Raw genomic sequence first — 20,774 nt, forward strand, 5'->3', positions numbered from 1 at the left:
CGGCCGAGCGCGACGCTCCGGCGCGATCTCGGAAGGCGAGTATCAGCGCCAGGTGGCCGAGCTCAGAAAGCTCGCCGCCGAACACGGAAGCACCGCCCAGGCCCAGATCGAGAATTAGCGCTTGCGTTTTGGGTGAATTGCTCTCAAAGCAAAACTGCCCAAGATGTGCCAAGATGAGCGACTAATTGGGGTTTTGTCATCCTTCCCGGGGAATAACATGGAAGAGTTTCATAAAGTCCGGCGTCTGCCGCCCTACGTTTTCGAACAGGTCAATCGTTTGAAGGCGAGCGCGCGAGCGGGTGGCGCCGACATTATCGATCTCGGCATGGGCAACCCCGATCTTCCGACGCCCAAGGCTATCGTCGAAAAGCTTTGCGAGGTGGTCCAGGACCCGCGCACGCACCGCTATTCCTCCTCGAAGGGAATTCCGGGCCTGCGTCGTGCCCAGGCTGCCTATTACGCCCGCCGCTTCGGCGTGAAGCTCAATCCCGAGACCCAGGTGGTCGCGACCCTCGGCTCGAAGGAAGGCTTCGCCAACATGGCGCAGGCGATCACTGCGCCGGGCGACGTCATTCTGTGCCCGAACCCTACCTATCCGATCCATGCTTTCGGCTTTCTGATGGCGGGCGGCGTGATCCGTTCGATCTCTGTCGAGCCGGATGACAGCTTCTTTCCGCCGCTGGAGCGGGCGGTGCGTCATTCGATCCCGAAGCCGCTTGCGCTGATCCTCAATTATCCGTCCAACCCGACGGCGCATGTCGCGACGCTGGATTTCTACAAGGAAGTGGTGAGCTTCGCCAGGAAGCATGACATTCTCGTGCTCTCGGACCTTGCCTATTCGGAAATCTACTTCAACGGCGAGCCGCCGCCCTCCGTGCTGCAGGTGCCGGGGGCAATCGATGTCGCTGTGGAATTCACCTCCATGTCGAAGACCTTTTCCATGCCCGGTTGGCGCATGGGCTTTGCGGTCGGCAACGAGCGACTGATCTCGGCATTGACGCGGGTGAAATCCTATCTCGATTACGGCGCCTTCACGCCGATCCAGGTAGCCGCGACCCACGCGCTCAACGGCGACGGCTCCGATATCGCCGAAGTGCGCAATGTCTACAGCCGCCGCCGTGACGTGATGGTGGAAAGCTTTGGCAAGGCCGGTTTCGAGGTTCCGCCGCCGGCCGCCACCATGTTCGCCTGGGCGAAGATCCCGGAGAAGTTCCGCCATCTCGGCTCGCTGGAGTTCTCCAAGCTCCTGGTGGAGAAGGCGAGCGTCGCGGTTGCCCCCGGCATCGGCTTCGGCGAGCAGGGCGACGACTATGTGCGCCTCGCGCTGGTCGAGAACGAGCATCGCATCCGCCAGGCTGCGCGGAACATCAAGAAGTTCCTCTCGACGGCCGACGATACGATGCACAACGTGATTTCGCTCAACGCGCACCGTTGAGGCAATCCATCCAGGCGGCCCGGCCGGGCCGCCGATCTTCCATAGTCAGGAAAAGCAGTATGGCAGACGCCCTCAAAGTCGGCATTGCGGGTCTTGGAACCGTTGGCGCGTCGCTGGTGCGGATCATCCAGAGCCGCGCCAACGAACTCGCCGTCACCTGCGGCAGGGCGATCGAGATCACGGCCGTCAGCGCCCGTGACAAGAGCCGGGATCGCGGCATTGATCTTGCCGGCGTCACATGGTTCGATGCACCCGAAAAGCTGGCCGCCGAAGCCGATATCGACGTCTTCGTGGAACTGATGGGCGGGGCCAGCGGCCCAGCCGATCTTTCGGTTCGCGCCGCACTCGCCCGTGGTCTCCACGTGGTGACGGCCAACAAGGCGCTGCTCGCCCGCTGCGGCGTGGAGCTTGCGGCGATTGCCGAGGAGAAGGGCGCCCTTCTCAATTTCGAAGCGGCGGTCGCAGGCGGCATTCCAGTCATCAAGGCTCTCAGGGAGTCGCTCACCGGCAATACCATCTCGCGCGTCTACGGCATCATGAACGGCACCTGCAACTACATCCTGACGAGGATGGAGAAGGAGGGGCTTTCCTTCAAGGCCTGCCTGGAGGATGCGCAGCGACTGGGCTATGCCGAGGCCGATCCGACCTTCGATATCGAAGGCAACGATACGGCCCACAAGCTTGCGATCCTCACCACGCTCGCCTTCGGCACGCAGATTGCCGCCGACGAAATCTATCTCGAAGGCATCAGCAATATCTCGATCGAGGATATTCATGCGGCCGCCGATCTCGGCTACCGCATCAAGCTGCTTGGCGTGGCTCAGAAGACGGAAGGCGGGATCGAGCAGCGCGTGCATCCGACCATGGTGCCGCATGACAGCGTCATCGCGCAGGTGGACGGCGTCACCAATGCGGTGGCGATCGAATCCGATATTCTCGGCGAGCTTCTGATGGTCGGGCCGGGAGCAGGGGGCAGCGCCACCGCGTCTGCCGTGCTCGGCGATATCGCCGACATCGCCAAGAGCCGTCCGGGCGCACAGCGCGTGCCGGTTCTCGGCACGCCGGCAGCGGCGCTCGCGCCTTACAAGCGCGCACGGATGCGCAGCCACGAGGGCGGCTATTTCATCCGGCTGACCGTGGCAGACCGCACCGGCGTCTTCGCCAGTATCGCCGCCCGCATGGCCGAAAACGCCATTTCGCTGGAATCGATCGTGCAGCGCGCACGGCCGGATGCCGGGACATCGGAGTTCAAGACCATCATCCTCGTGACCCATGCGACGACCGAGGATTCCGTCCGCAAGGCGGTGGCCGCCATCAAGGCGGAAAGCTATCTGATCGGCGAACCGCAGGTAATCCGCATCGAGCGGCCAAAGGCATTCTAGAACCGTCTTCCGAACCGGTTATCAACATCACTATCCACCGCCCGGTGACATGCCGGGCGTTCCGCTTTTGCAGGCGATGCGCTACAAGCGGTGGATGACCAGAATGATTAGCGGACTCCAATCGGCGGCCGAGGCGATCGATCCCGTGCCGCGGGCATTCCTCAACGTCGAGCGCTCCATAAGCGACCAGCGGTGGGTGTCGCGTCTTGACCAGGCGGCGCAGAACCGTGCGCTTGCGATCGCGCAGGTGCATGGCGTTCCCGAACTCGTCGCCCGCGTTCTGGCGGGCCGCGGCGTGGGAATGGACGAGGCGCCGGCCTTTCTCGACCCCACCATACGCTCGCTGATGCCGGAACCCTTTACCCTGACCGATTGCGAGAAGGCAGCCGAACGGCTGGCGGCGGCGGTGAAGGCCGGGGAAAAGGTCGCGATCTTCGGGGATTACGATGTCGACGGTGCGGCTTCCTCGGCGATCCTCTACCGTTTTCTTCGCCATTTCGGCGTTCAGGCCGAGATCTACATTCCCGACCGCATATTCGAGGGTTACGGCCCCAATCCCGCGGCAATTCGCCAGCTGATCGCCAATGGCGCCAGCCTGATCGTCACCGTCGATTGTGGTTCCACGAGCCACGATGCGCTTCATGCGGCCCGGGAGGAAGGCTGCGACCTGGTGGTGCTCGATCATCACCAGCTTGGCCAGGAGCTGCCGCCGTGTCTGGCGCTCGTCAATCCGAACCGGGAGGACGATCTTTCGGGGCAGGGGCATCTGTGCGCAGCGGGTGTCGTGTTCATGGTGCTGGTGGCGACCGCAAGGCTGCTGCGCGAGCGGGGCGACGAACGCGCGCGCACACTGGACCTGCTCGCCTGGCTCGACCTGGTGGCCCTGGCGACCGTTTGCGATGTCGTGCCACTCAAGGGGCTCAATCGCGCCTATGTGGTGAAGGGGCTGATCGCGGCGCGGCATATGGGAAATGCGGGGCTTGCGGCGCTGTTCCGCAAGGCGGGGCTCGGCGGGCCGGTGACGCCCTACCATTTCGGCTTTCTGATAGGGCCGCGCATCAATGCGGGCGGCCGGATCGGCGATGCGGCGCTCGGTAGCCGGCTGCTGACCATGGACGACGCGACCGAGGCGGAAGTAATCGCCGGGCGCCTCGACGAGCTGAACCGGGAACGCCAGGCGATGGAAGCCGCGATGCTGGCGGAAGCGGAAGCCGAGGTGCTGGCGGAATACGGCAAGGGCGAGGGCGCCAGCGTGCTCCTGACGGCGCGCGAGAGCTGGCATCCCGGTATCGTCGGCCTGATCGCCGCGCGGCTGAAGGAAAAATTCAAGCGGCCCGCCTTCGCGATCGCCTTCGATCCTTCGGGCAAGGGCACGGGCTCCGGCCGCTCGATCAACGGGTTCGACATGGGCCGCATGGTTCGTGCGGCCGTGGAGGCGGGGCTTCTCGTTAAGGGCGGTGGCCACGCGATGGCAGCGGGCCTGACGGTGGAACGGAGCAACCTCGGGCGCCTGCGCGCCTTCTTCGAGGAAATGGCGGCGGAAAAGGTGCCGGCGCTGGTGGCCAACCATGTGCTGAAGATAGACGGCGCGCTTTCGGCCTCAGGCGCGACGCTCGACCTCTTCGACCAGATCGAGCAGGCGGGCCCCTTCGGCTCGGGTCATGCCCAACCGGTCTTCGCTATTCCCGCGCATAGGGTGAAGGACGCCCGCATGGTCGGCATCGCGCATGTGAAGGTGACGCTGGAATCGGCCGATGGGACGCGGCTGGACGGCATCGCCTTCCGCGCCGCGGACACGCCGCTCGGCAACCTGCTCCTCAACTCCCGCGGCAACCAGATCCATGTGGCCGGCTGCCTCAGCGCAGACCAGTGGCAGGGCAATCGCCGCATGCAGTTGCGCATTCTCGACGCTTCACCCGCTTTGTGAGCGGAAGACTGGAATTGATTGAATAATCAGGGAAGAGTGGCACGCCCTAGGGGAATCGAACCCCTCTTTCCAGAATGAAAATCTGGCGTCCTAACCGATAGACGAAGGGCGCGTGCAGTGAGCGACCTTATAGAGAGGGCATCGGATTCCCGCAAGCGCAAAAATGCGTTTTTCCCTTCGAGCGTGCAAAAAAATGACGGCGGTAAGCGCCTGCCTTTTCAGAGGTGAAAGGAAAGCGGAAACAGCCGGTTAGGCTTATCACGCCGCCGCTTGAGGTCGGCGGCGTGATCGTACCGCGACTATGATTCCTGTGCGAGCTGCAGCGGAAAGATCCGGTCGTAGGCCCAGTTGAAGACGAAGGCATAGACCACGTAAAAGAGAGCGAAGGACACATCCATCACCAGCGCATGGAGCAGGCTTACGCCGAGATACCAGGCGATGAACGGCATCAGCACGATCAGCAGGCCCACCTCGAAGAGAATCGCATGCAGGATGCGCGTGGCGAGGTTCTTCTCCAGGCTCTTGCCGAGTTTGAGCAGGGCGTGATCGAAGAGAAGGTTGTAAAGATAGTTCCAGCCGGTGGCGAGCGTCGCGCTGACGACGCCGACGATGCCGATATCGTGGGCCGGCATGCTGAATGCCCATGCGCCGAGCGGCACGATGGTCAGAAGGCCAATGATTTCGAAGCTGAGAGCGTGGCGGATGCGATCGCCGGTCGTACGCATTTTTCCCATCCAGTGTACCGGGCCGTCCCGAATGATTTCCCGGATGGGGGAGGTCGTCCTCGCTTGAACCGCCATATAGTGGCTTGCGGCATCCCTCGCAAGACAAGGCAAAAGGCGCCGCGTTCGCTTCAAATGAAGATGCTGCGGAAAGATTACCTTGAGACGTGGTACGCCCAACGGGACTCGAACCCGTGTTACCGCCGTGAGAGGGCGGCGTCCTGACCGCTAGACGATGGGCGCCTGCTGCCGAAAGATCAGCACCATACTACGAAAAACAAGTGATAGGAACGGGGAAGAGTGGCACGCCCTAGGGGAATCGAACCCCTCTTTCCAGAATGAAAATCTGGCGTCCTAACCGATAGACGAAGGGCGCGTGCGCTGCGGTGAGCGCTCTTATAGTGGGGTGATTTCTTTCCCGCAAGCGCCAAAACAGTCTTTTTTGCAAAAAAATGACAGCCTCGAAAAACCGTGGATATCCGGAGGGTAGGCTTGTGAAATCAGCAGCTTAGGGGCTGGCCCTGGGTGTCCGTCCCGCATACCGATGCATTTGTGGCCGGCGAATTCTGCGGCGCGGCGCTGAAGACGCTGCCGGTTGTCGCGCTGATACGCCGAGGCGGCTGGCCAGCCGGCATGGAGGCCGTGTCGGCGGGGTCCGCGTAGGCCGCCGGCGCCTGGCCCGAAAATATGCTGACGCTGCCTGCGCGGATTCCCGTCGGTTGCGTCACGAGCTCGGCAAGCGACGCGGATTGAGAAGCGGCGGCGGGATTTTCAGGCGCCGGCGATGCCGCCGGTTCGTTTGCGACCTGCTGATTCAGCGAGGCGGCGGAGCGAACGTAAGGATCGACATAGCCGTTCGCGGCGGTCTCGCCGCCTTTGGCGAGCATTCCGCGAGCGCCTTGCTGTTTCGTCGCCCCGGCGGAAGAACCGGCGTCGTTTGCGACTTCCGCAGGCCTCTTCGCCGTCATGCAGCCGGAAAGCATGATCGCGGCCAGCCAGAAGGCGCAAATCCTCAGGAGATTGCTGTGAGGAAATGACGGCGTTTTCGACAAGACCTGCCCCACCGAGGTTCTTTCAGCGGCGCTGGTGCCGCGAATCATCTCTTCCAGCATTTCGCGATGGGGCGGGAAGAACAAGGCCGGTGCGGGAGGAAACTCCCGCGCCGGGCGGGATTTCACCAGCTTCCGGTGTTCTGCATGGAAGCCCAGGGTTCAGCGGATGCCAATGCTTCGCCCTTCTGCAGGATTTCGATCGAAATCCCATCGGGCGAGCGGACGAAAGCCATGCGGCCGTCGCGCGGCGGGCGGTTGACGGTGACGCCGTTGTCTATCAGCTTCTGGCAGAAGCCGTAGATGTCGTCGACCTCATAGGCGAGATGGCCGAAATTGCGGCCGCCGGTGTAATCCTCGGTATCCCAGTTATAGGTGAGTTCGACGCAGGGTGCGCCGCCGGCGCGGGCGGCTTCCAGATCTTCGTCCGCCGCCAGGAAGACGAGCGTAAAGCGGCCCTTCTCGTTCTCAGAACGGCGCACTTCCTTGAGGCCGAAAATCGTCGTGTAAAAATGAAGCGACGCATCAAGGTCTTTGACGCGGACCATGGTATGAAGATAGCGCACTGCCGTTCCTCCTTAATACTGAAATACCTCGAGCGATATTGCGCAGCCGCCAGCCTGGAGCAAGCCACCATAGATAGAAGGAGGTGGATAAAGCCAAGACGGGTACTTGCGCTGGATGGTTAGCGAGATGTTAAACTATCCTTCGAGAATCAGCGTACCGTCACATCGTAACGCGTAGTCGAGGGGCCGACAGATATGGCAGACAGGATGTCATCGAAAGGCGTTGCCAATTTCGAGGAGCTCTCCGGCGAGCCGGTCGAACTGCTTGAAATCACCGGCGTGGTAAAGTGGTTCGATGTGGCCAAGGGGTTCGGCTTCATCGTTCCCGACAACGGCATGCAGGATGTCCTGCTGCACGTGACCTGCCTGCGCCGCGACGGTTATCAGACCATACTGGAAGGAACGCGGATTGTCGCGATGATCCAGAAGCGGGAACGGGGCTTTCAGGTCTTCCGTATTCTCTCCATGGATCAATCGACGGCCGTGCACCCCTCGCAGATGCCGCCGGTGCGCACCCATGTTCAGGTCGTGGCCAGCAGCGGGCTGGAACGGGCGCTGGTCAAATGGTTCAATCGGACCAAGGGGTTCGGCTTCCTGACGCGCGGCGAAGGCACCGAGGACATCTTCGTGCACATGGAAACGCTGCGCCGCTTCGGACTGACCGAGCTTAGGCCAGGGCAGGTGGTGCTGGTGCGCTACGGCAATGGCGACAAGGGATTGATGGCGGCGGAAATTCATCCGGACAATCCCAATCCCGCGGGCCGGTCGCACTGATGAACGGATCTCTCATAGTGACGAAAGGCGCCCTCGTGGCGCTTTTTGTGTTTGTGGCCGGCCTTGCCTTCGCGCAACTGAGCTTCGAGCGTGAAGAACTGACGATCGAGACCGCGAGCGGCCGACACGTCTTTTCCGCGGAACTGGCGTTGACGCCGGACCAGCGATCCCAGGGGCTGATGAATCGCGAAAAGATGCCGCTGGATAGTGGCATGCTGTTCGATTTCGGCGTGGCGCGGCCGGTAGCCATGTGGATGAAGAACACGATCCTGCCGCTCGACATGCTCTTCATCCGCAGCGACGGGCGAATCGCGCATATCCATGAGAATGCGGAGCCGTTTTCGGAGAACATCATCGATTCGCATGGGGCGGTGAAATTCGTGCTGGAGCTCAATGCCGGGCGTGTGAAGGCGCTCGGAATCCAGGTTGGTGACCGCGTTACCAGCCGGCGTATCGGCAATCGACACTGAACCTGTTGGCTGCCGGCCGGCAAGTTCATTTTGAAGTTGCGGCACAGAGCCGAACGTTGTATTCGGCAAGCAGCGTCGGAACGGAGTGTAGCGCAGTCTGGTAGCGCATCTGGTTTGGGACCAGAGGGTCGGGAGTTCGAATCTCTCCACTCCGACCACGCTTTAGAGGATGCCGACGGGCTAATCCCTTGATGGAGCGTGTTTAAGGAATGTCTGCCAAGATCTATCGTCCCGCCAAGACCGCCATGCAGTCCGGCAAGGCCAAGACCCATTTATGGGTTCTGGAATTCGATCAGGAGCAGGCACGCCGTATCGATCCCATCCTTGGCTACACCTCTTCCGGCGACATGAAGCAGCAGGTGAGGCTGACATTCGAGACGCGCGAACAGGCGGAAGCCTATGCCAAGCGCGAGGGCATCGAATATCGGGTCATCCTGCCGAAGGAGGCCGCCCGTCAGGTGGTATCCTATACCGACAATTTCCGCTTTAACCGCCTCCAGCCCTGGACGCATTAGCATCCCGCTGCCGGACAGAATGCCAACAGCGGCAGAAGGTTAGGCCCCTTAGCTCAACTGGATAGAGCAGCTGCCTTCTAAGCAGCAGGTCGCAGGTTCGAGTCCTGCAGGGGTCGCCACTTTAGAAATCTATCGCCATAAACGACTGATATTACTTATCTTTTTTCAAGGTGAGGGGCTTTAGGTTTAGGGTGAGGGGATAGGCTGTTCGCCTTTAGTTTCTCTGCCGCCGCCTGAGCTAGTTTCCGCTTGTCGGCGTTTCTCGTGTAGAGTGCAGCCATCGCATCCGAGTTCCAGCCAAATAGGGCCTTTAGCTCGGCATTGCTTCCCCCGGCTTCTGCAAGCCTTTGCGCAACCTGTTTTCTGATGCCGTGCGCTCGGCCGCTCACTCCCGCATCTGCGCAGGCTTTCCCGAACCAATTCCCGAACGATGCTTCACTCTTGAATGGCCGCCCGTGTTTGGGCGTCACTAGATAGGCGAGATGGCCCGTCTGAATTTTTTCCAGAGACGATTCCAGAATAGGGTCGAGTGGGATGAATAACTCTTCTCCGTTCTTTTGGGCACGGATCTCGATTATCCCATTTTTGATATGCTGGGGGCCGACCCTATAAGCATCGCTTCGCCTGAGACCGGTGAATAGCATGATCTCAAGCGCCAGACGTTCTTGCGTCCCGGCGCCGTGCTTTTTGTAGAATGCGATGACATCTTCTGCCGTCCATGGCTTGAAGCCGCTGGACTTCACCTTCGGGCGCTTGACCTCGCGAACTGGATTGATCTTCGCATAGCCTGCATCCACAGCCCATTCGAAAAGATAGCCCATTACCTTCATGAAATTGATGGCGGCGTAGGTGTTTCTGCACGCCGGTCGCGGCCGGCTGCGATCGTCGTTCGATTGATCTGGGAGACGAGGAGCTTTCCGCCGGTCTCACATACCTTTTTCAGGATGTTGCGGCGATTAGCCTGGGTCGACTTTTTCAGGCCCTTGAAGGCGGCGCTTTGCTGGTACTTGTCCACCAACCATTGGAGGGTGTGCTTGCCAGCGGGCTGCTTTTCGATCGATTGCCCTGACATGAGAGCCTTCCAGGCCTCGACAAACTCCTTCGAACCATATTCATCCGGCAGGCGCGTCCGCGGTCCATCACCCACGCGGAAATACCAGACAACCGAACCGTGTCTGGTAACTTGGCGCTGAACATATTGGTAGCGGCGGCGTGGCATGTCCTCCATCAGAGATAGCCACCCGCGCTTTCTTCAATCTGCTTTTCGGTGATTTCCCCGTTATCCCCGTTGATCACAACGGAACCATTCGGCTCGATGCGAATAGTCTTGACCTCGACGCCGGCCTTCTTTACGGCGCGGATCGCGCGGGAAACTGAATCTTCGGTAAAGGCTACGGCGCGGCGTCCCATCAATCCCCGCTTTCCCCGTAATTATCCACAGGCTGGTTATCCACAGGTCTCCGTTCGTTCCAGCTTTCTACCGCTTCCGTTTCCGTCTTGCCGTAGGTGTGCAGGAACCGCTTTCCTTCGCAGGTGCATCTCACTCCATATGCGCCGGTTCTGCGGATGATGGTCGGCTCGCCGCCGCAGAACGGGCAGGGCAAAGGCTTAGCGGTCATGCGACATCTCCAAATCTCAGGCAGAACTCGTCGGCTATGACGCGAGCGGCGTCCTCGTCCCAGGCATAGGAAGGATAGCCGAACGGCAAAAAGCCGGTTTCCATGCCGAAGTCGTGGTAAGCCTGCCTCGCGTGTGGAAGCGCTTCCGCCTCCGAGATGCGCCAGCCATTGGCGATTGCTGCGCAAATGCAGTTGATAAACTGATCTTCGCTCATTCTGCCGAGCCCTCCGTGGTGTCGAGACGGTCGCGCTCGAAAATCTCCTTGCGGCTCAATTCACCGGTGTGGACGCGATAGTGCCAGTCGGACGTGACGCCGATTTCCGCTAGGAGCGCACGGTCTTCCTCGCTACCCATATAACTGGCATACCCAAGGGCAGCGTCTTCGCATTTACCGGCGAGCGACTTGCTGATTTCCTCGCATTGCTCGGATGCCGCCGCCAACCGTTCCTTATCCAGTTTCGAGAGGCCGGCGCTGGTCATGGCGTCTTCCATGTTGCTTTCCCATATGCTGCCGCAGGTGGCGCGGGCAGAAGCACGGAAAGCGCGAGCACCAAGGCGAACCCAGAATAGCGGGCCTCGATCCCCTTCCGCATTCGGCGAGGGTGATGGGGTAGCGCTGTGTGCATCGCCGCACTCGGCAAGCCACGCGGCCAAGCGCGTCATGGCAGCGGTGAAATCATGTTTGGGGGCGCCGTACAGCAGCGCCTTAACCTCGTCTTGGCGAAGCGTGATGCGGTCAGGATTGATCAGGCGTTCCAGCTGGGCGATCTCCTCGTCGGTGAGGTTGATCGTCATGGTTTTGCGGTTACCGCCAGCGCCGATCTCAGGATCGCCTTCGGCTGCTGGGCGCTTTTCGAACCATTCCTTGTCGATCGGCATCTTCATGATTTCACCTTGACTGGTTTGAGCTTGAAGAAATCATCCGCCGCGACCGTCGCGTTGCCGAGGCAACCGGCCAGCGTCATGATGTTCTGATCTGCCGACTTCCCGGAGTAGACCGCGGCGAGGTGAGCTGCGGCTGTCAGCAGCATCATGACGCCTTCGGCCGGGTCTTGGCCGGTTTGTTGGCATATGGCTTTCGTGACAGCCTCTATCGCGAGAACACGGTCGCGCGGATCGGCGGAGATTTTTCCTTTGATCTCAATCTGCACCGGCCGAGCCCTCCGTGGTGGCGAGGGCATCACGGGCAGATGCAAAGTTCTCCGGAGAGAAATGCTGCCGAATGCGATCCTCGTAGGTGCCGACTTGGCCTGGGCTACGGAACTTGGCGAAAGGCTCAAGAGCAGCCTTCATCTTCGCATTTGCTTCGCGCAGCTCGTCCAGGTCGTTGACCAAATCGAAAACGATCTCTGCCGGATCGTCGGCAGGAGACCATCGGTGGTAAGGGCCTGGCATGGAAACGAGGCTGTCGATCCGCTCCATGAGCGAGTTGCCGACGTTCGCCATGTCGATCAGGTTTTCCTCGTTTTGGCAGCCGGTCATTTCCAGCGCGATCTTGAGACTGCCGTCACCGCTCACATGTGCCTGGGGCGGCGGGGAGGTATAGAGCGGCTTGGCTTCGGCCGGCACATCTGGCTTGCGATCGTCGCCCGTGATGAAAAGGCAGCCGGTGGCGTCGTACCAGTACCAGGCGAAGGGGACTGGGGTGGCTACTTCGATCTGGCGTCCGCACTCATCGCGGCCTGTATCTTCCCGAACGCCGCGATCGTATGAATGTCGGTCGGAGGAGTTATCTTCAACGCCCAGCGAAGAAGGGTTGCCGCAAGTATGCGACGTATTGGAACCGTCATTGTCATCTCCCTGTTTGGAACCGCTTTTAGGGTTGATCGATGACCGAGGTACGACGGCGGTATCCCTATAGTCACCGTGCATGTGCTCGAAGACTTTATCATTCTGGCTCATGGCTTTGCCTCGAAGAGTGAACGCGGGGGAAGCTGAGGCTTCGCCTGCCGGCCTTCTGATTTTTCGGATTTGGGGAAACCGGCGCTTTTGATCTTGCCGGCCGGCCGGATCACGCCGCGGGCTTTGTCCCGCTGACGATCTGACTTCCTGATCTGGCGAACGTCGTTGCGGGTCTTGAACTTGTGGCACTGTACGCAGACCGCCATGCAATTATCGAGGCTATTATCGCCTCCGAGCTGGTCGGGAACGTTGTGGTCGAACTGAACACCAAGCGAGAGGTCGCAATTGCAGCGCTGGCCTTCGTTGAAGCCATACCGAGGGCCGGAGGCTTCGCAACGGTAACCCGAGCGCTGCAGGGCTTCCTGTTTCGTCTTCCGGGAGAATTCCGTGCGGCTCATCCTCGCCTCCTGAACAGGCGCCGGAACCATGAAACCTTCGCGCGCTTCGCCGCTTCGACTTCCTTTCGGAGGCGTTCCGTCGTCTCTTCGCGACGGGCGAGGTAGGCGAGGGTGGATGGACGGGCGTTGGGATAGCGCTTGAGGTGATCGTTGATGGTGGTCATGCGTCTGCTCCCTTTGCCTTGGCGATCATTCGCTCAAGCGGTGAGAGGTGGTTTTCGATGGCCTTCGCCTTGAGCGGCGGCAGGCCGAACTTCTCGAGGTAGGCGCGGGAGTGCTTCGCCCAGACCTTCCGGCCCCAGCTTGTCGAGGCGAACTCCCATGGACGAGCGGCACGCAACGCCTTCTTGCGGGCGGCAAGATCAGCGTCGGCAGGAAGCTGGCGGTGAACCTCGCCGATGACGTGAGAGGCGGTTTTCTGCCAGTCGATCATGCCGCGCTCCTCCGCATATCGTCGGGAGTGGTGCCGATCAGCGCCGAGCACCAGTCGAGAACCTTTTCCTTGCTCTCGGCGAATGCCTTCTTGTCCATGGACCGGTAGTCCTGGCTCATGGCGTGGTAGACGGTGACGACGCATTCATCGACGGTCACGATCTGGTAGTCGTCATAGGGCTTGATGACCGATGCCAAGCGCTCGGCTTCTGCCGGCGACTTGCAGACGTGCTGCATCTCGGTCCGGTAGCCGGTACGGATCAGCGCATACTTGCGAAGGTGCTCGTCGGTAGGGAACCAATCAGCGTAGCATTCCGGCAAACTCTGCCAGATATCGTGCAGCATGGCGAAGTAATGGGCGTGGGTTGCACTCGATCGGGGATGGATTTCGTCCAGGGTATAGGACTGACCCACTACGAACCGCTGATCGCACTTCCGTGCCCAATGTTGGTTGGCGGGCTCGAAAGCCTCGCCGGTCCAGATGAAGGGTAGAGGCCGGCTCATGTTCAGCCCGCCATCAATGGGTGTTGGCGAACGGCATTGTCGATATTCGCAGCGCGGGGCTTCGCCTTCTCTTCGAGCATCTTTTTGATTTCAAGAGCATCGCCAGGGTGCCGTGCCCAGAATATCTGGAGACTTGCTCGGTTGGCGTCCTGCCAGCGAGAGACCTTCTCCGGAGGCAGGTCGCGGATGAACTCGGCCACCCGGTCCGCAAGCTGGCCGTCAGGCACGTTTTCCAGCGCGAAGCCGTCTTCCCACCAGATGGTCACGGCATCCTTGCCGCCGATCGCGCGAAGCCGGATTTCCTCGCGCTCTTGATCAACGATTTCGGTGGCGGTCAGATCGAGAACTTTGGCCCGGTCCAACTCGGCTTCGTCGTAAAGGCCGGTGAACTGCTCGGGCCAGCCGGCGCGCAAAGCCTGCATCTCTGCGCATTTCGCGATCATGAGACGTGGCATACGGCACCAGTTGCCGGAATCGTCCAGCGTCTGCTTGCCGGTCTTGTAGTTTTTGCCGGTCTGGTCGCTCGTCGCCCATTCATCCTTGATCGGAGCGAACTCATCCCAAAAGGCCTGACCGGCGACCTCGTACCATTCGCCGCTCTTCGGATCTTGCTTCCACAGGAAGGTGGTAGCCGAAACGATGCCCTGAGGGTTCAGCGGCGACCGAGCATCTTTGTCGATCTCATATACTGGCGGCTTGCTCGCCGGCCGGTAATCGCCGCATCTCTGGGCGATCACGCGTTGGCCGTCGCGGCTGATGATGATCGTCATATTGCGCTTGGCGGCGTTGTTCTTGGAGAAGACCATTGGAATGATCTGCTTCAGGAACGGGTCGAGACCTTTCGCCCTGGCAACTTCCATGAAGAGGTTGAACTCTTCGTCGTTGCAGTCCTTGGCGATCGTCTGCTTGACGAGCGTGAGTTGGCGCGGGGACAGGTCGAATTTGGTGATAGCGTTCATTATCGCCTCCTGACAGAAAGGGAGAGGGTGCCGTTGTCGAGGGTGGCGCCGGGAACGTCTTCGTTCCCCTTGAGGGCTTCGGAGAGCGCCTTTTTGTCGAGCTTCGGTGCTGGACGTTCCTGTTCGATCCAGAAACGGGCCGGAATGTCGGCTTCATTGGTGATGACAAGACCCGGGGCCCGCTTGGTCAGCGAGAGTGTCGCGGTCGGCAGCTTGAGCGAGGTCTGTTCTGTCGTCACGAGTGCCTGCTCGATCAAGGCCCGGATACGCTCTGTGCGATCCTTTTGAGCCTTCTTCCGGGCTTCGAAGACTTTGATCTTCTCATCCAGGCCGGCGATCAGGATTTCGCACTCGTCGATTTCCGACAGCGCCGCGTCGATCGCTTCAAGAAGGTTGGTTTCGCCCTCGATCGTGTCGGCGACGAGTTCGGCATCATCTTCGATGCCATGATCCTTGAGGCCGGAAAGCAAGTTCTTTGCCGCCTCGATCTGGATCAATATCGTGCGTTCAGCATTCACTGCGGTCATCAAACTCTCCCTGCGAATTCGTGCCGCCGGTCCATGTCCCGCAGCTCGTTGATGGTTAGAAGGATTGCCGCTGACACCGCGAACCAAGCCAGGAAGGCGAGGGCTATGCGGGAGCAGGGCGTGAAAAGGGGAACGGTCCGCTTCTGGAACCTGCCAAGATCGACAGCGCGGGACTGACATTCACCGGGAGCGCAGGAGCAGCCGTCAAAGGCTCGGATGGTGCAATCACCCATTGCCTTCCTCCTGTCCTTTGGAGAGGGGGAGGGATTCGGTGCGGCCTTCTGCCTTGGCGATGGCAATCGCGCCTTTTTCACACCAATCCGAGATGGCCTGCCACTCTTTGGCAGGAGGGCCTTCCCGGTCTATGAAATCGCAAAGATGCTTCAGGGCATCCAGAAGATCGGGGGCGGCGGCAATCAGACGGGCGTTGGCCTCATCCATCGCATTGCCGGGCTCGATGTGGACGTTCGCCAGTACACGCATCTTGTTGGCCGTGGTGACGATGTGCCAATTCGGTTCCGTGCTGGGCAGATCGGCATAGTAGATCCAAGGGCCGGGAGTGTGCTTGCTCATGCCGACACCTCCGAGAGGTTGGCACCCCGTACCGGACGGCCTGCATCGACATAGGCGAGGGTGCGCGCCGGGTCGGCGGTGATCTTCTCGACGCGGTATCCGAGTTGATCGGCAAGGCTGGCGAAGGCCGCATGAGCGATCTGCACCTTGTACCGGGCGTCGGCATCGTGACCGGCATCGACAAAGGCCAAGGCAACATCGAGGTTTTTGGAAAGCGAGCGGGCGAACTGCGCCGCGTCGAAAATTTCGGTGGGCTTCATGGCGGTCACTCCGCTGCGATCTTGAAATGATGGGGGATGGGGAACGGGAAGCGGGCGAACACGCCCTTCCATTCCAGTGCCTTGCGCTCTTCGTCGGTGCGGCCGACGAGCTGGTCATTGAAGACGTCCGGCATCAGAGGCGCGACGAGCGGGCCGGTCGCACCGAGCGCCGAGGCTCGCGCCTGCAGCTCATAGACATCCCTGATCTGGCGCAGATAGTTCCAGCCGGTGATGATCTCGCCCTTGCGGTGCTTGCGACGGGCGCGCTCGATGGCTTGCGACAAATCCTGCACGGCAAGACGGAGCGCGTCAGTCGTGCGGTTCATTTGCTCGAAGTGCTGCATTGCCGGTCCTCATCTTGCCGCCGTCCCGTCGGAGCTTCTCTTGCGAGGTGTTCGGGGCGGCTGATGAGATAAAGATTACCGTTTTGGTAAATTATGTCAATTATGAAATTGCCGAAATGGTAATTTTGTTTTCGGCCGAAATGCTGGTCACGTATCCGAGTACCCAGAAAGAGGGAACGGACGCAGTCTCTAAACAAAAGGAGGGAGTGAATCCGTGCGCAATCTCAGCGCGGGCTGAAGGTGAATGACCGGCCCGAGGCGTCCTTTAGCCGGCAACATTTAAAACGATTCGACAGTCAGGCAGATTGCTGCCAATCTAACCTTCAGCACCAAGCCGGATCAATTTCCATGCCGTCAGTTGAAGTGCTCCGCAACGGAGACAAATGGCTCGTTCGAGTAAACGACGGCCTGGTCGATGAGCGCGAATTTCTAATACGGGAAAACGCTCTTGCCTGGGCGAGTGGCCATCGCATGCGCCTTGGCCTCCCGGCAGATCTCATCGCGCTTGATCAAGTGGAGCAACGGGCGGAGCCTCAAACTCATCTCGCTTCCTCCTGACGTCTCGTGTCGATCACCCTTCCTAAGCAGGGTCAGCGGACCCTAGGCAATGCTGTTGCCAAAAAAATACCCCACCGAAAGCCGGCGGGGTAGGTCAGGAGGGGATCTGCGCATGAAAGCAGATCACAAACTTCGCACGCATTCAATTTCGTGACGAGGTCATGTTCCTGGATTTCGGTACGGTGGGGAGCTTTTGCAGTTTAATCGGGGCCTGATGGGAGTAATCGGCATGACACTTAATGTGTCGCATCTCCGTCAATCACTTCATCCTTTGCATCCCGTATGATCTTCAGATCCCGGATCATGCCCGCGGCTTTGAGGAGGGCGGCGCGAACGACATCGGCGTCGGACCTGCCGTCCTTGATCTGGGCATACGCTTCCAGCAGCTCGATCGCGGCATCGTTGATGTAAGCGCTCGCGGGTATGCCGATCTCTACCCGCAAATCGCGAATGGTCCTCACAGCTCTTTGCAGGAGCCGGCATTTCTCATCGTCGCGGAGTTTATTAACCTCGTTGGCGGCGCGCACAAGCTCCACAATGAAGCCGGCGAGCAGGCTCACGCACTTCCCTCTGGCTCATCTCGGTTGAGCTGGTCCGCAAAGTCTAACATCACTGCGGCCATCGACGTGGACTTCTCGCGAGCGGTCCGCGCAGCAAGCATCCGGACGTTCGCCTCGAAGTGTTCCGCACGCATTACGCCAGCCTCTTCGAGCGTTTTGGTCAGCGCCAGCAGGATTGCCGTGGTCGCCGAGTGGATTATAGCCGCCGTTTCAAGCATCTCATCGGGAGTTGTCTCCTGCTTGCTCATTTCAGCGTTTCCTCGTCAAGCTTCCGTTAACCCGAATTCAGCAAATCATAGGCGCTAATCTTCCCCTTCATGTGTCGTACCTCCGTCGAACGCTATTTCCGTCCCTGTATCCAGCACGATATACAGATCCCGGATCATGCCAGCGGCCTCGAGAAAGGCGGATTTCACTTCCTCGTCTGTCCGAATTCCTTTCTCGATCGCCCAGGCTGTTGTCTGCAGATCGATGACCACGTCCCTTGCGGTTTGGTTCTGCGGGATGCCGACGGTTTCCCGCATATCGAGGATCGTTGTCACAGCACGCTCTAGCAGCCGGCGCTTCTCAAAGTCGTCAAGCTTCTCCACCTCGTTAGCCGCTCTCACCAACTCTGCTATGAAATCGGGAACAGTGGGCAATTATTAATCCTCATGAATCAAACGCTTGCACACTTAAGCGTTGTGCGTGGGCTCCGTAGTCTTGAAATGTCTGCGCCCTTTGTTCACTATTAGTTCTGGTTTTTGGTTGGCCGGGCGTAGGGATATTCAGTGGCAATCATTCATAGGATCAGACCCAAGTACAAGACCCGCAACGAGGAGATCGTCGCGGGCCTTTTTGAAGCTGCAGGAGCAGTTGCACCGGCGCCACCGGAAATAGTCATCAAGCGGAAGGCCGCTGAAATCTCGACGCTCATGGCGTTGATTCACGGCGGCGATTGGCGGGTTCAGATTGATCATGAGGACGGCTTGATTGTGATTGCTCGTCGCCGTCAGAGACGAACCCCTTAATTGCCTTGAAGACCTGTGGAAGTTCTTCCTGGTCAACCCCATAGGCCAGCAACGCCGATCTCAGCGCCGCCTCTGGAGATTTTGGATTTTCAGTCACCGGTGGTTGAAAGAGTTGCCAAAGGGGGACATCGAGCGCCTTGGCAATGCGATGAAACCAGTCGAGGTCCAAGCCGCGCTCGCCCGTGAGGAGGCGAGAGACCGTAGCATCCGTGGTCTCCATGCGCTCTGCCAAGTCTTTCTTCTTCAGCCTCTTAATTTCCATCAACTCTTCAATGAAAATCCCAGTCGGCTTCTTGTCGGATTTCGATTTTGCCATGCCGGTAATCTACGTCCGACATCTTTTGCATCGAATGGCCAGATTGGTAATTTTCCATATTGACAGAAATTGCCATATTGGTAATTTACCAGTATGGAAAAGATCAAGCACTGGCGCACTGAGCGCTCCCTCTCCATCGAAGCGGCCGGCGCCCTTGTCGGGGTAAGCGGTGTCCAGTGGCATCGCTACGAGAACGGGACGCGTCGGATTCCTGCGGAGAAAGCGCCTTCGATCTCCAAACTCACCGGCGTGCCTCTTCATGAGATTCGCCCCGATGTGTTCGGCACCGCGGAGAACGCAGCATGAGCGCCGACACCCAACTCAAAGCTTTCATCGATCGCGTTCTCCGCTTGAAGGAAGAGCAGGACACGATCGGCCAGGACATCCGAGACATCTACGGAGAGGCCAAGGCTGCCGGCTACGACAAGACCGTCATGGGCAAGCTCGTGGCTTATCTGCGCAAGGTCGATAAGGCCGGCGCTTCCGAAGTCGAAGAGGCAGAAATGATCTTCGACACGTACCTTGACGCCTATCGGCGCGCGTCTGGTTTTTCGGCGATTAAAGCTGCTCCCTCGCGTGCGCATGCGCATGAGGAAGAATTCGACCCCATCACCGGGGAATTTCTCACCGAACACCAAGCTTCGGACGATGCCCCCATCGTACCCCCTTCGCCTGCAGAGAGCGAAGCCAAGGACATCTCTGCGTCCAGTTATAGCCGGCCCGCAACCTTGGCGGTTCCCGGTGGCGAACACGTCGAACGCAAGTTGCTCTGCGGCGGCTCCGAGTACACCGTCCTCATTGACCCAGAAGATGAGCACCTGCTGGACGAGCGGACTTGGGTTGTCGAGAAGTCCAGGAACACATTCTATGTCCACGCCTCGTATGGTGACCGGCGCGACGACGGCCGACCCATGCTCCATCGGCTGATAATGAATGCCGGTCCTGAGGATGAGATTGACCATCGGAACGGGAATGGCCTCGACGTTCGTAAGGCCAACCTTCGGAAAGCTACGCGACAGCAGAACGCGGCTAACCGCGTGAAGGGAAGCTTCGAGAACGTCACAAGCGAATTTAAAGGCGTTTACCAACGCTCGCCTGGCAGGTGGGTCGCCCAGATTACCGTCAACAACGCAAACCGTCATCTCGGATCTTTCGCAAGCGAGGAAGATGCCGCGCGTTGCTATGACGCTGCCGCTGTTGAGGCATTCGGCGAGTTCGCAAAGGTCAATTTCCCGAGCGGCCAATCGGGGCAAGCCACCACACCAGTTTCCGAGATTGCTCCGGCCTCTCAAGGCGAAGCCGAAGCCACCAGCGTCGAGGGCGTAAATCCGAACGGTGAGCCGCGTAGCCCCGACGCCAACACAGGAGGCGACCATGTAACCGATGACATCCCCACCGCTGCAACGGCCGGTGCGCTCGTCAGGTCTGCACCGGCCAAATCTCCACTCCGTCCTCATTGCCTGAACCCAGGCGAGCAGTGCGGCGGATACGGCACCAAACATTGCCGGTCCTGCACCGCCGCCATGCAGGAGAGGGAGGTGGCATGAGCACTCTCATCACCCAGGACGGCACCGCCATCGTCATCGATCCCGAACTCGGCGCAGTCTCCGCCCGAACTCGGGAAGAGGCAGAAGCCGAAATCCGCCGGCGCAAGGCTTTGCGACAGCGGTCTGACGGCGGGCTCAACATCATTCACCGACATACGGAAATCCAAACGGGGGAAGCAGCATGACACAGTTTCTTTCTGGTGCCTTCGCTGGCGTGTTGGTCGGCGGCTTCGTTGGGTTCGTATCTGCGGCTCTGGTCGCTGCCTACAGGCTGGTGCCGGGAGATCACCGCCAGGACGACGAAGAGCAGGTGGAAGCCCTCATCGCCAGCCGTATCGAAAACGAGATCGTGCAGGGCGCACGTCTCCTGAATTGACGTGGGCGGGGCTGATCACACCCCACGTCAGGGCTGCCGGTCCTTCTC

34 protein-coding genes and 5 tRNA genes are annotated in these 20,774 nt (G+C 59.9%); 12 read left to right on the forward strand and 27 right to left on the reverse strand.

The window, feature by feature from the left end; translation table 11 throughout:
* Positions 1–217 precede the first annotated feature (217 nt).
* The 3 genes from ACE04I_RS13340 (at position 218) to recJ (ending at position 4,744) form a co-directional block, all read left to right on the forward strand.
* Entirely contained in the window at positions 218–1,435 is a 1,218-nt protein-coding gene (locus ACE04I_RS13340; RefSeq protein ID WP_046797171.1) for an LL-diaminopimelate aminotransferase, read from the forward strand.
* Between the two features lie 59 nt (positions 1,436–1,494).
* On the forward strand, positions 1,495–2,817 hold the full coding sequence (locus ACE04I_RS13345) for a homoserine dehydrogenase (protein WP_046797170.1): 1,323 nt from the start codon (positions 1,495–1,497) through the stop codon (positions 2,815–2,817).
* Between the two features lie 103 nt (positions 2,818–2,920).
* Positions 2,921–4,744 (forward strand): single-stranded-DNA-specific exonuclease RecJ, encoded by a 1,824-nt coding sequence (gene recJ / locus ACE04I_RS13350; protein ID WP_046797248.1) that lies wholly within the window; start codon positions 2,921–2,923, stop codon positions 4,742–4,744.
* A gap of 37 nt (positions 4,745–4,781) precedes the next feature.
* On the opposite strand, the gene ACE04I_RS13355 is transcribed toward recJ, so the two are convergent.
* The 6 genes from ACE04I_RS13355 to gloA form a co-directional block, all read right to left on the reverse strand.
* Positions 4,782–4,856: transfer RNA gene (locus ACE04I_RS13355), tRNA-Glu, on the reverse strand.
* Between the two features lie 187 nt (positions 4,857–5,043).
* On the reverse strand, positions 5,044–5,469 hold the full coding sequence (locus ACE04I_RS13360; RefSeq protein ID WP_046797169.1) for a PACE efflux transporter: 426 nt from the start codon (positions 5,467–5,469) through the stop codon (positions 5,044–5,046).
* 165 nt (positions 5,470–5,634) lie between these two features.
* A tRNA-Glu gene (locus tag ACE04I_RS13365) sits at positions 5,635–5,709 on the reverse strand.
* A 58-nt stretch (positions 5,710–5,767) separates the two neighbouring features.
* Positions 5,768–5,842 (reverse strand) — tRNA-Glu (locus ACE04I_RS13370).
* A gap of 124 nt (positions 5,843–5,966) precedes the next feature.
* The gene (locus tag ACE04I_RS13375; RefSeq protein WP_156177006.1) at positions 5,967–6,644 is read right to left on the reverse strand and encodes a hypothetical protein; all 678 of its coding nucleotides are present in this window, start codon (positions 6,642–6,644) and stop codon (positions 5,967–5,969) included.
* The gene (gloA, locus tag ACE04I_RS13380) at positions 6,641–7,081 is read right to left on the reverse strand and encodes a lactoylglutathione lyase (RefSeq protein WP_046797167.1); all 441 of its coding nucleotides are present in this window, start codon (positions 7,079–7,081) and stop codon (positions 6,641–6,643) included. The genes ACE04I_RS13375 and gloA overlap by 4 nt, the downstream gene beginning before the upstream one ends.
* Before the next feature lie 195 nt (positions 7,082–7,276).
* Between gloA and ACE04I_RS13385 the strand changes: the two genes are divergently transcribed.
* The 5 genes from ACE04I_RS13385 to ACE04I_RS13405 all read left to right on the forward strand — a co-directional run bounded on the left by ACE04I_RS13385 (position 7,277) and on the right by ACE04I_RS13405 (position 8,959).
* The gene (locus ACE04I_RS13385) at positions 7,277–7,855 is read left to right on the forward strand and encodes a cold-shock protein (protein WP_046797166.1); all 579 of its coding nucleotides are present in this window, start codon (positions 7,277–7,279) and stop codon (positions 7,853–7,855) included.
* Entirely contained in the window at positions 7,855–8,325 is a 471-nt protein-coding gene (locus ACE04I_RS13390; RefSeq protein WP_046797165.1) for a DUF192 domain-containing protein, read from the forward strand. Before ACE04I_RS13385 ends, ACE04I_RS13390 begins: the two co-directional genes overlap by 1 nt.
* Positions 8,326–8,406: 81 nt before the next feature.
* Positions 8,407–8,483 (forward strand) — tRNA-Pro (locus tag ACE04I_RS13395).
* A 51-nt stretch (positions 8,484–8,534) separates the two neighbouring features.
* Complete coding sequence (locus ACE04I_RS13400) at positions 8,535–8,840, forward strand: ETC complex I subunit (RefSeq protein ID WP_046797164.1); 306 nt, start codon at positions 8,535–8,537, stop codon at positions 8,838–8,840.
* 42 nt (positions 8,841–8,882) lie between these two features.
* Positions 8,883–8,959, forward strand: a tRNA-Arg gene (locus ACE04I_RS13405).
* Positions 8,960–8,995: 36 nt separating this feature from the next.
* On the opposite strand, the gene ACE04I_RS13410 is transcribed toward ACE04I_RS13405, so the two are convergent.
* The 21 genes from ACE04I_RS13410 to ACE04I_RS13510 all read right to left on the reverse strand — a co-directional run bounded on the left by ACE04I_RS13410 (position 8,996) and on the right by ACE04I_RS13510 (position 18,803).
* Entirely contained in the window at positions 8,996–9,661 is a 666-nt protein-coding gene (locus ACE04I_RS13410; RefSeq protein WP_487207172.1) for a tyrosine-type recombinase/integrase, read from the reverse strand.
* A 5-nt stretch (positions 9,662–9,666) separates the two neighbouring features.
* Positions 9,667–10,068: a hypothetical protein gene (locus ACE04I_RS13415; RefSeq protein WP_487207173.1), complete on the reverse strand. Its 402-nt coding sequence runs from the start codon at positions 10,066–10,068 to the stop codon at positions 9,667–9,669.
* A complete protein-coding gene (locus tag ACE04I_RS13420) occupies positions 10,068–10,253 on the reverse strand; it encodes a hypothetical protein (protein WP_487207174.1) in 186 nt (61 codons plus the stop codon). The genes ACE04I_RS13415 and ACE04I_RS13420 overlap by 1 nt, the downstream gene beginning before the upstream one ends.
* Positions 10,250–10,459, reverse strand: a complete 210-nt coding sequence (locus ACE04I_RS13425; RefSeq protein WP_487207175.1) for a Lar family restriction alleviation protein — start codon at positions 10,457–10,459, stop codon at positions 10,250–10,252. Before ACE04I_RS13425 ends, ACE04I_RS13420 begins: the two co-directional genes overlap by 4 nt.
* Positions 10,456–10,674: a hypothetical protein gene (locus ACE04I_RS13430; RefSeq protein ID WP_487207176.1), complete on the reverse strand. Its 219-nt coding sequence runs from the start codon at positions 10,672–10,674 to the stop codon at positions 10,456–10,458. Before ACE04I_RS13430 ends, ACE04I_RS13425 begins: the two co-directional genes overlap by 4 nt.
* Positions 10,671–11,345, reverse strand: a complete 675-nt coding sequence (locus ACE04I_RS13435) for a hypothetical protein (RefSeq protein WP_487207177.1) — start codon at positions 11,343–11,345, stop codon at positions 10,671–10,673. Before ACE04I_RS13435 ends, ACE04I_RS13430 begins: the two co-directional genes overlap by 4 nt.
* Positions 11,342–11,611, reverse strand: a complete 270-nt coding sequence (locus tag ACE04I_RS13440; protein WP_487207178.1) for a hypothetical protein — start codon at positions 11,609–11,611, stop codon at positions 11,342–11,344. The genes ACE04I_RS13435 and ACE04I_RS13440 overlap by 4 nt, the downstream gene beginning before the upstream one ends.
* On the reverse strand, positions 11,601–12,362 hold the full coding sequence (locus tag ACE04I_RS13445) for a hypothetical protein (protein ID WP_487207179.1): 762 nt from the start codon (positions 12,360–12,362) through the stop codon (positions 11,601–11,603). The genes ACE04I_RS13440 and ACE04I_RS13445 overlap by 11 nt, the downstream gene beginning before the upstream one ends.
* Positions 12,359–12,760: an HNH endonuclease gene (locus ACE04I_RS13450; protein ID WP_487207180.1), complete on the reverse strand. Its 402-nt coding sequence runs from the start codon at positions 12,758–12,760 to the stop codon at positions 12,359–12,361. Before ACE04I_RS13450 ends, ACE04I_RS13445 begins: the two co-directional genes overlap by 4 nt.
* Positions 12,757–12,924 (reverse strand): hypothetical protein, encoded by a 168-nt coding sequence (locus tag ACE04I_RS13455; RefSeq protein ID WP_487207181.1) that lies wholly within the window; start codon positions 12,922–12,924, stop codon positions 12,757–12,759. The genes ACE04I_RS13450 and ACE04I_RS13455 overlap by 4 nt, the downstream gene beginning before the upstream one ends.
* Positions 12,921–13,193, reverse strand: a complete 273-nt coding sequence (locus ACE04I_RS13460; RefSeq protein WP_487207182.1) for a hypothetical protein — start codon at positions 13,191–13,193, stop codon at positions 12,921–12,923. Before ACE04I_RS13460 ends, ACE04I_RS13455 begins: the two co-directional genes overlap by 4 nt.
* A complete protein-coding gene (locus ACE04I_RS13465; protein WP_487207183.1) occupies positions 13,190–13,696 on the reverse strand; it encodes a hypothetical protein in 507 nt (168 codons plus the stop codon). The genes ACE04I_RS13460 and ACE04I_RS13465 overlap by 4 nt, the downstream gene beginning before the upstream one ends.
* A 2-nt stretch (positions 13,697–13,698) precedes the next feature.
* Positions 13,699–14,655, reverse strand: a complete 957-nt coding sequence (gene bet, locus ACE04I_RS13470; RefSeq protein WP_487207184.1) for a phage recombination protein Bet — start codon at positions 14,653–14,655, stop codon at positions 13,699–13,701.
* On the reverse strand, positions 14,655–15,182 hold the full coding sequence (locus ACE04I_RS13475) for a siphovirus Gp157 family protein (RefSeq protein WP_487207185.1): 528 nt from the start codon (positions 15,180–15,182) through the stop codon (positions 14,655–14,657). Before ACE04I_RS13475 ends, bet begins: the two co-directional genes overlap by 1 nt.
* Positions 15,183–15,407: 225 nt before the next feature.
* Positions 15,408–15,755: a hypothetical protein gene (locus ACE04I_RS13480; RefSeq protein ID WP_487207186.1), complete on the reverse strand. Its 348-nt coding sequence runs from the start codon at positions 15,753–15,755 to the stop codon at positions 15,408–15,410.
* Complete coding sequence (locus tag ACE04I_RS13485; RefSeq protein WP_487207187.1) at positions 15,752–16,015, reverse strand: hypothetical protein; 264 nt, start codon at positions 16,013–16,015, stop codon at positions 15,752–15,754. Before ACE04I_RS13485 ends, ACE04I_RS13480 begins: the two co-directional genes overlap by 4 nt.
* Before the next feature lie 5 nt (positions 16,016–16,020).
* The gene (locus ACE04I_RS13490) at positions 16,021–16,359 is read right to left on the reverse strand and encodes a hypothetical protein (protein ID WP_487207188.1); all 339 of its coding nucleotides are present in this window, start codon (positions 16,357–16,359) and stop codon (positions 16,021–16,023) included.
* 794 nt (positions 16,360–17,153) lie between these two features.
* A complete protein-coding gene (locus tag ACE04I_RS13495) occupies positions 17,154–17,477 on the reverse strand; it encodes a hypothetical protein (protein WP_487207189.1) in 324 nt (107 codons plus the stop codon).
* Complete coding sequence (locus ACE04I_RS13500) at positions 17,474–17,725, reverse strand: hypothetical protein (protein ID WP_046795176.1); 252 nt, start codon at positions 17,723–17,725, stop codon at positions 17,474–17,476. Before ACE04I_RS13500 ends, ACE04I_RS13495 begins: the two co-directional genes overlap by 4 nt.
* A 54-nt stretch (positions 17,726–17,779) precedes the next feature.
* Entirely contained in the window at positions 17,780–18,118 is a 339-nt protein-coding gene (locus tag ACE04I_RS13505; RefSeq protein ID WP_487207190.1) for a hypothetical protein, read from the reverse strand.
* A gap of 271 nt (positions 18,119–18,389) precedes the next feature.
* Positions 18,390–18,803, reverse strand: coding sequence for a helix-turn-helix domain-containing protein (locus tag ACE04I_RS13510; RefSeq protein ID WP_487207191.1), 414 nt, complete (start codon positions 18,801–18,803; stop codon positions 18,390–18,392).
* A 93-nt stretch (positions 18,804–18,896) separates the two neighbouring features.
* Here ACE04I_RS13510 and ACE04I_RS13515 point away from each other — a divergent pair, with 93 nt between their 5' ends.
* Genes ACE04I_RS13515 through ACE04I_RS13530 form a run of 4 tightly spaced genes read left to right on the forward strand, consistent with a single transcriptional unit; the run spans position 18,897 to position 20,726 of the window.
* A complete protein-coding gene (locus tag ACE04I_RS13515) occupies positions 18,897–19,109 on the forward strand; it encodes a helix-turn-helix domain-containing protein (RefSeq protein ID WP_046795173.1) in 213 nt (70 codons plus the stop codon).
* Positions 19,106–20,350: a GapR family DNA-binding domain-containing protein gene (locus tag ACE04I_RS13520; protein WP_487207192.1), complete on the forward strand. Its 1,245-nt coding sequence runs from the start codon at positions 19,106–19,108 to the stop codon at positions 20,348–20,350. Before ACE04I_RS13515 ends, ACE04I_RS13520 begins: the two co-directional genes overlap by 4 nt.
* Complete coding sequence (locus ACE04I_RS13525) at positions 20,347–20,535, forward strand: hypothetical protein (protein ID WP_046795171.1); 189 nt, start codon at positions 20,347–20,349, stop codon at positions 20,533–20,535. The genes ACE04I_RS13520 and ACE04I_RS13525 overlap by 4 nt, the downstream gene beginning before the upstream one ends.
* Entirely contained in the window at positions 20,532–20,726 is a 195-nt protein-coding gene (locus ACE04I_RS13530; protein WP_487207193.1) for a hypothetical protein, read from the forward strand. The genes ACE04I_RS13525 and ACE04I_RS13530 overlap by 4 nt, the downstream gene beginning before the upstream one ends.
* The last annotated feature ends 48 nt before the right edge of the window (positions 20,727–20,774 follow it).

It is taken from the genome of Rhizobium moroccans, from assembly GCF_057559155.1.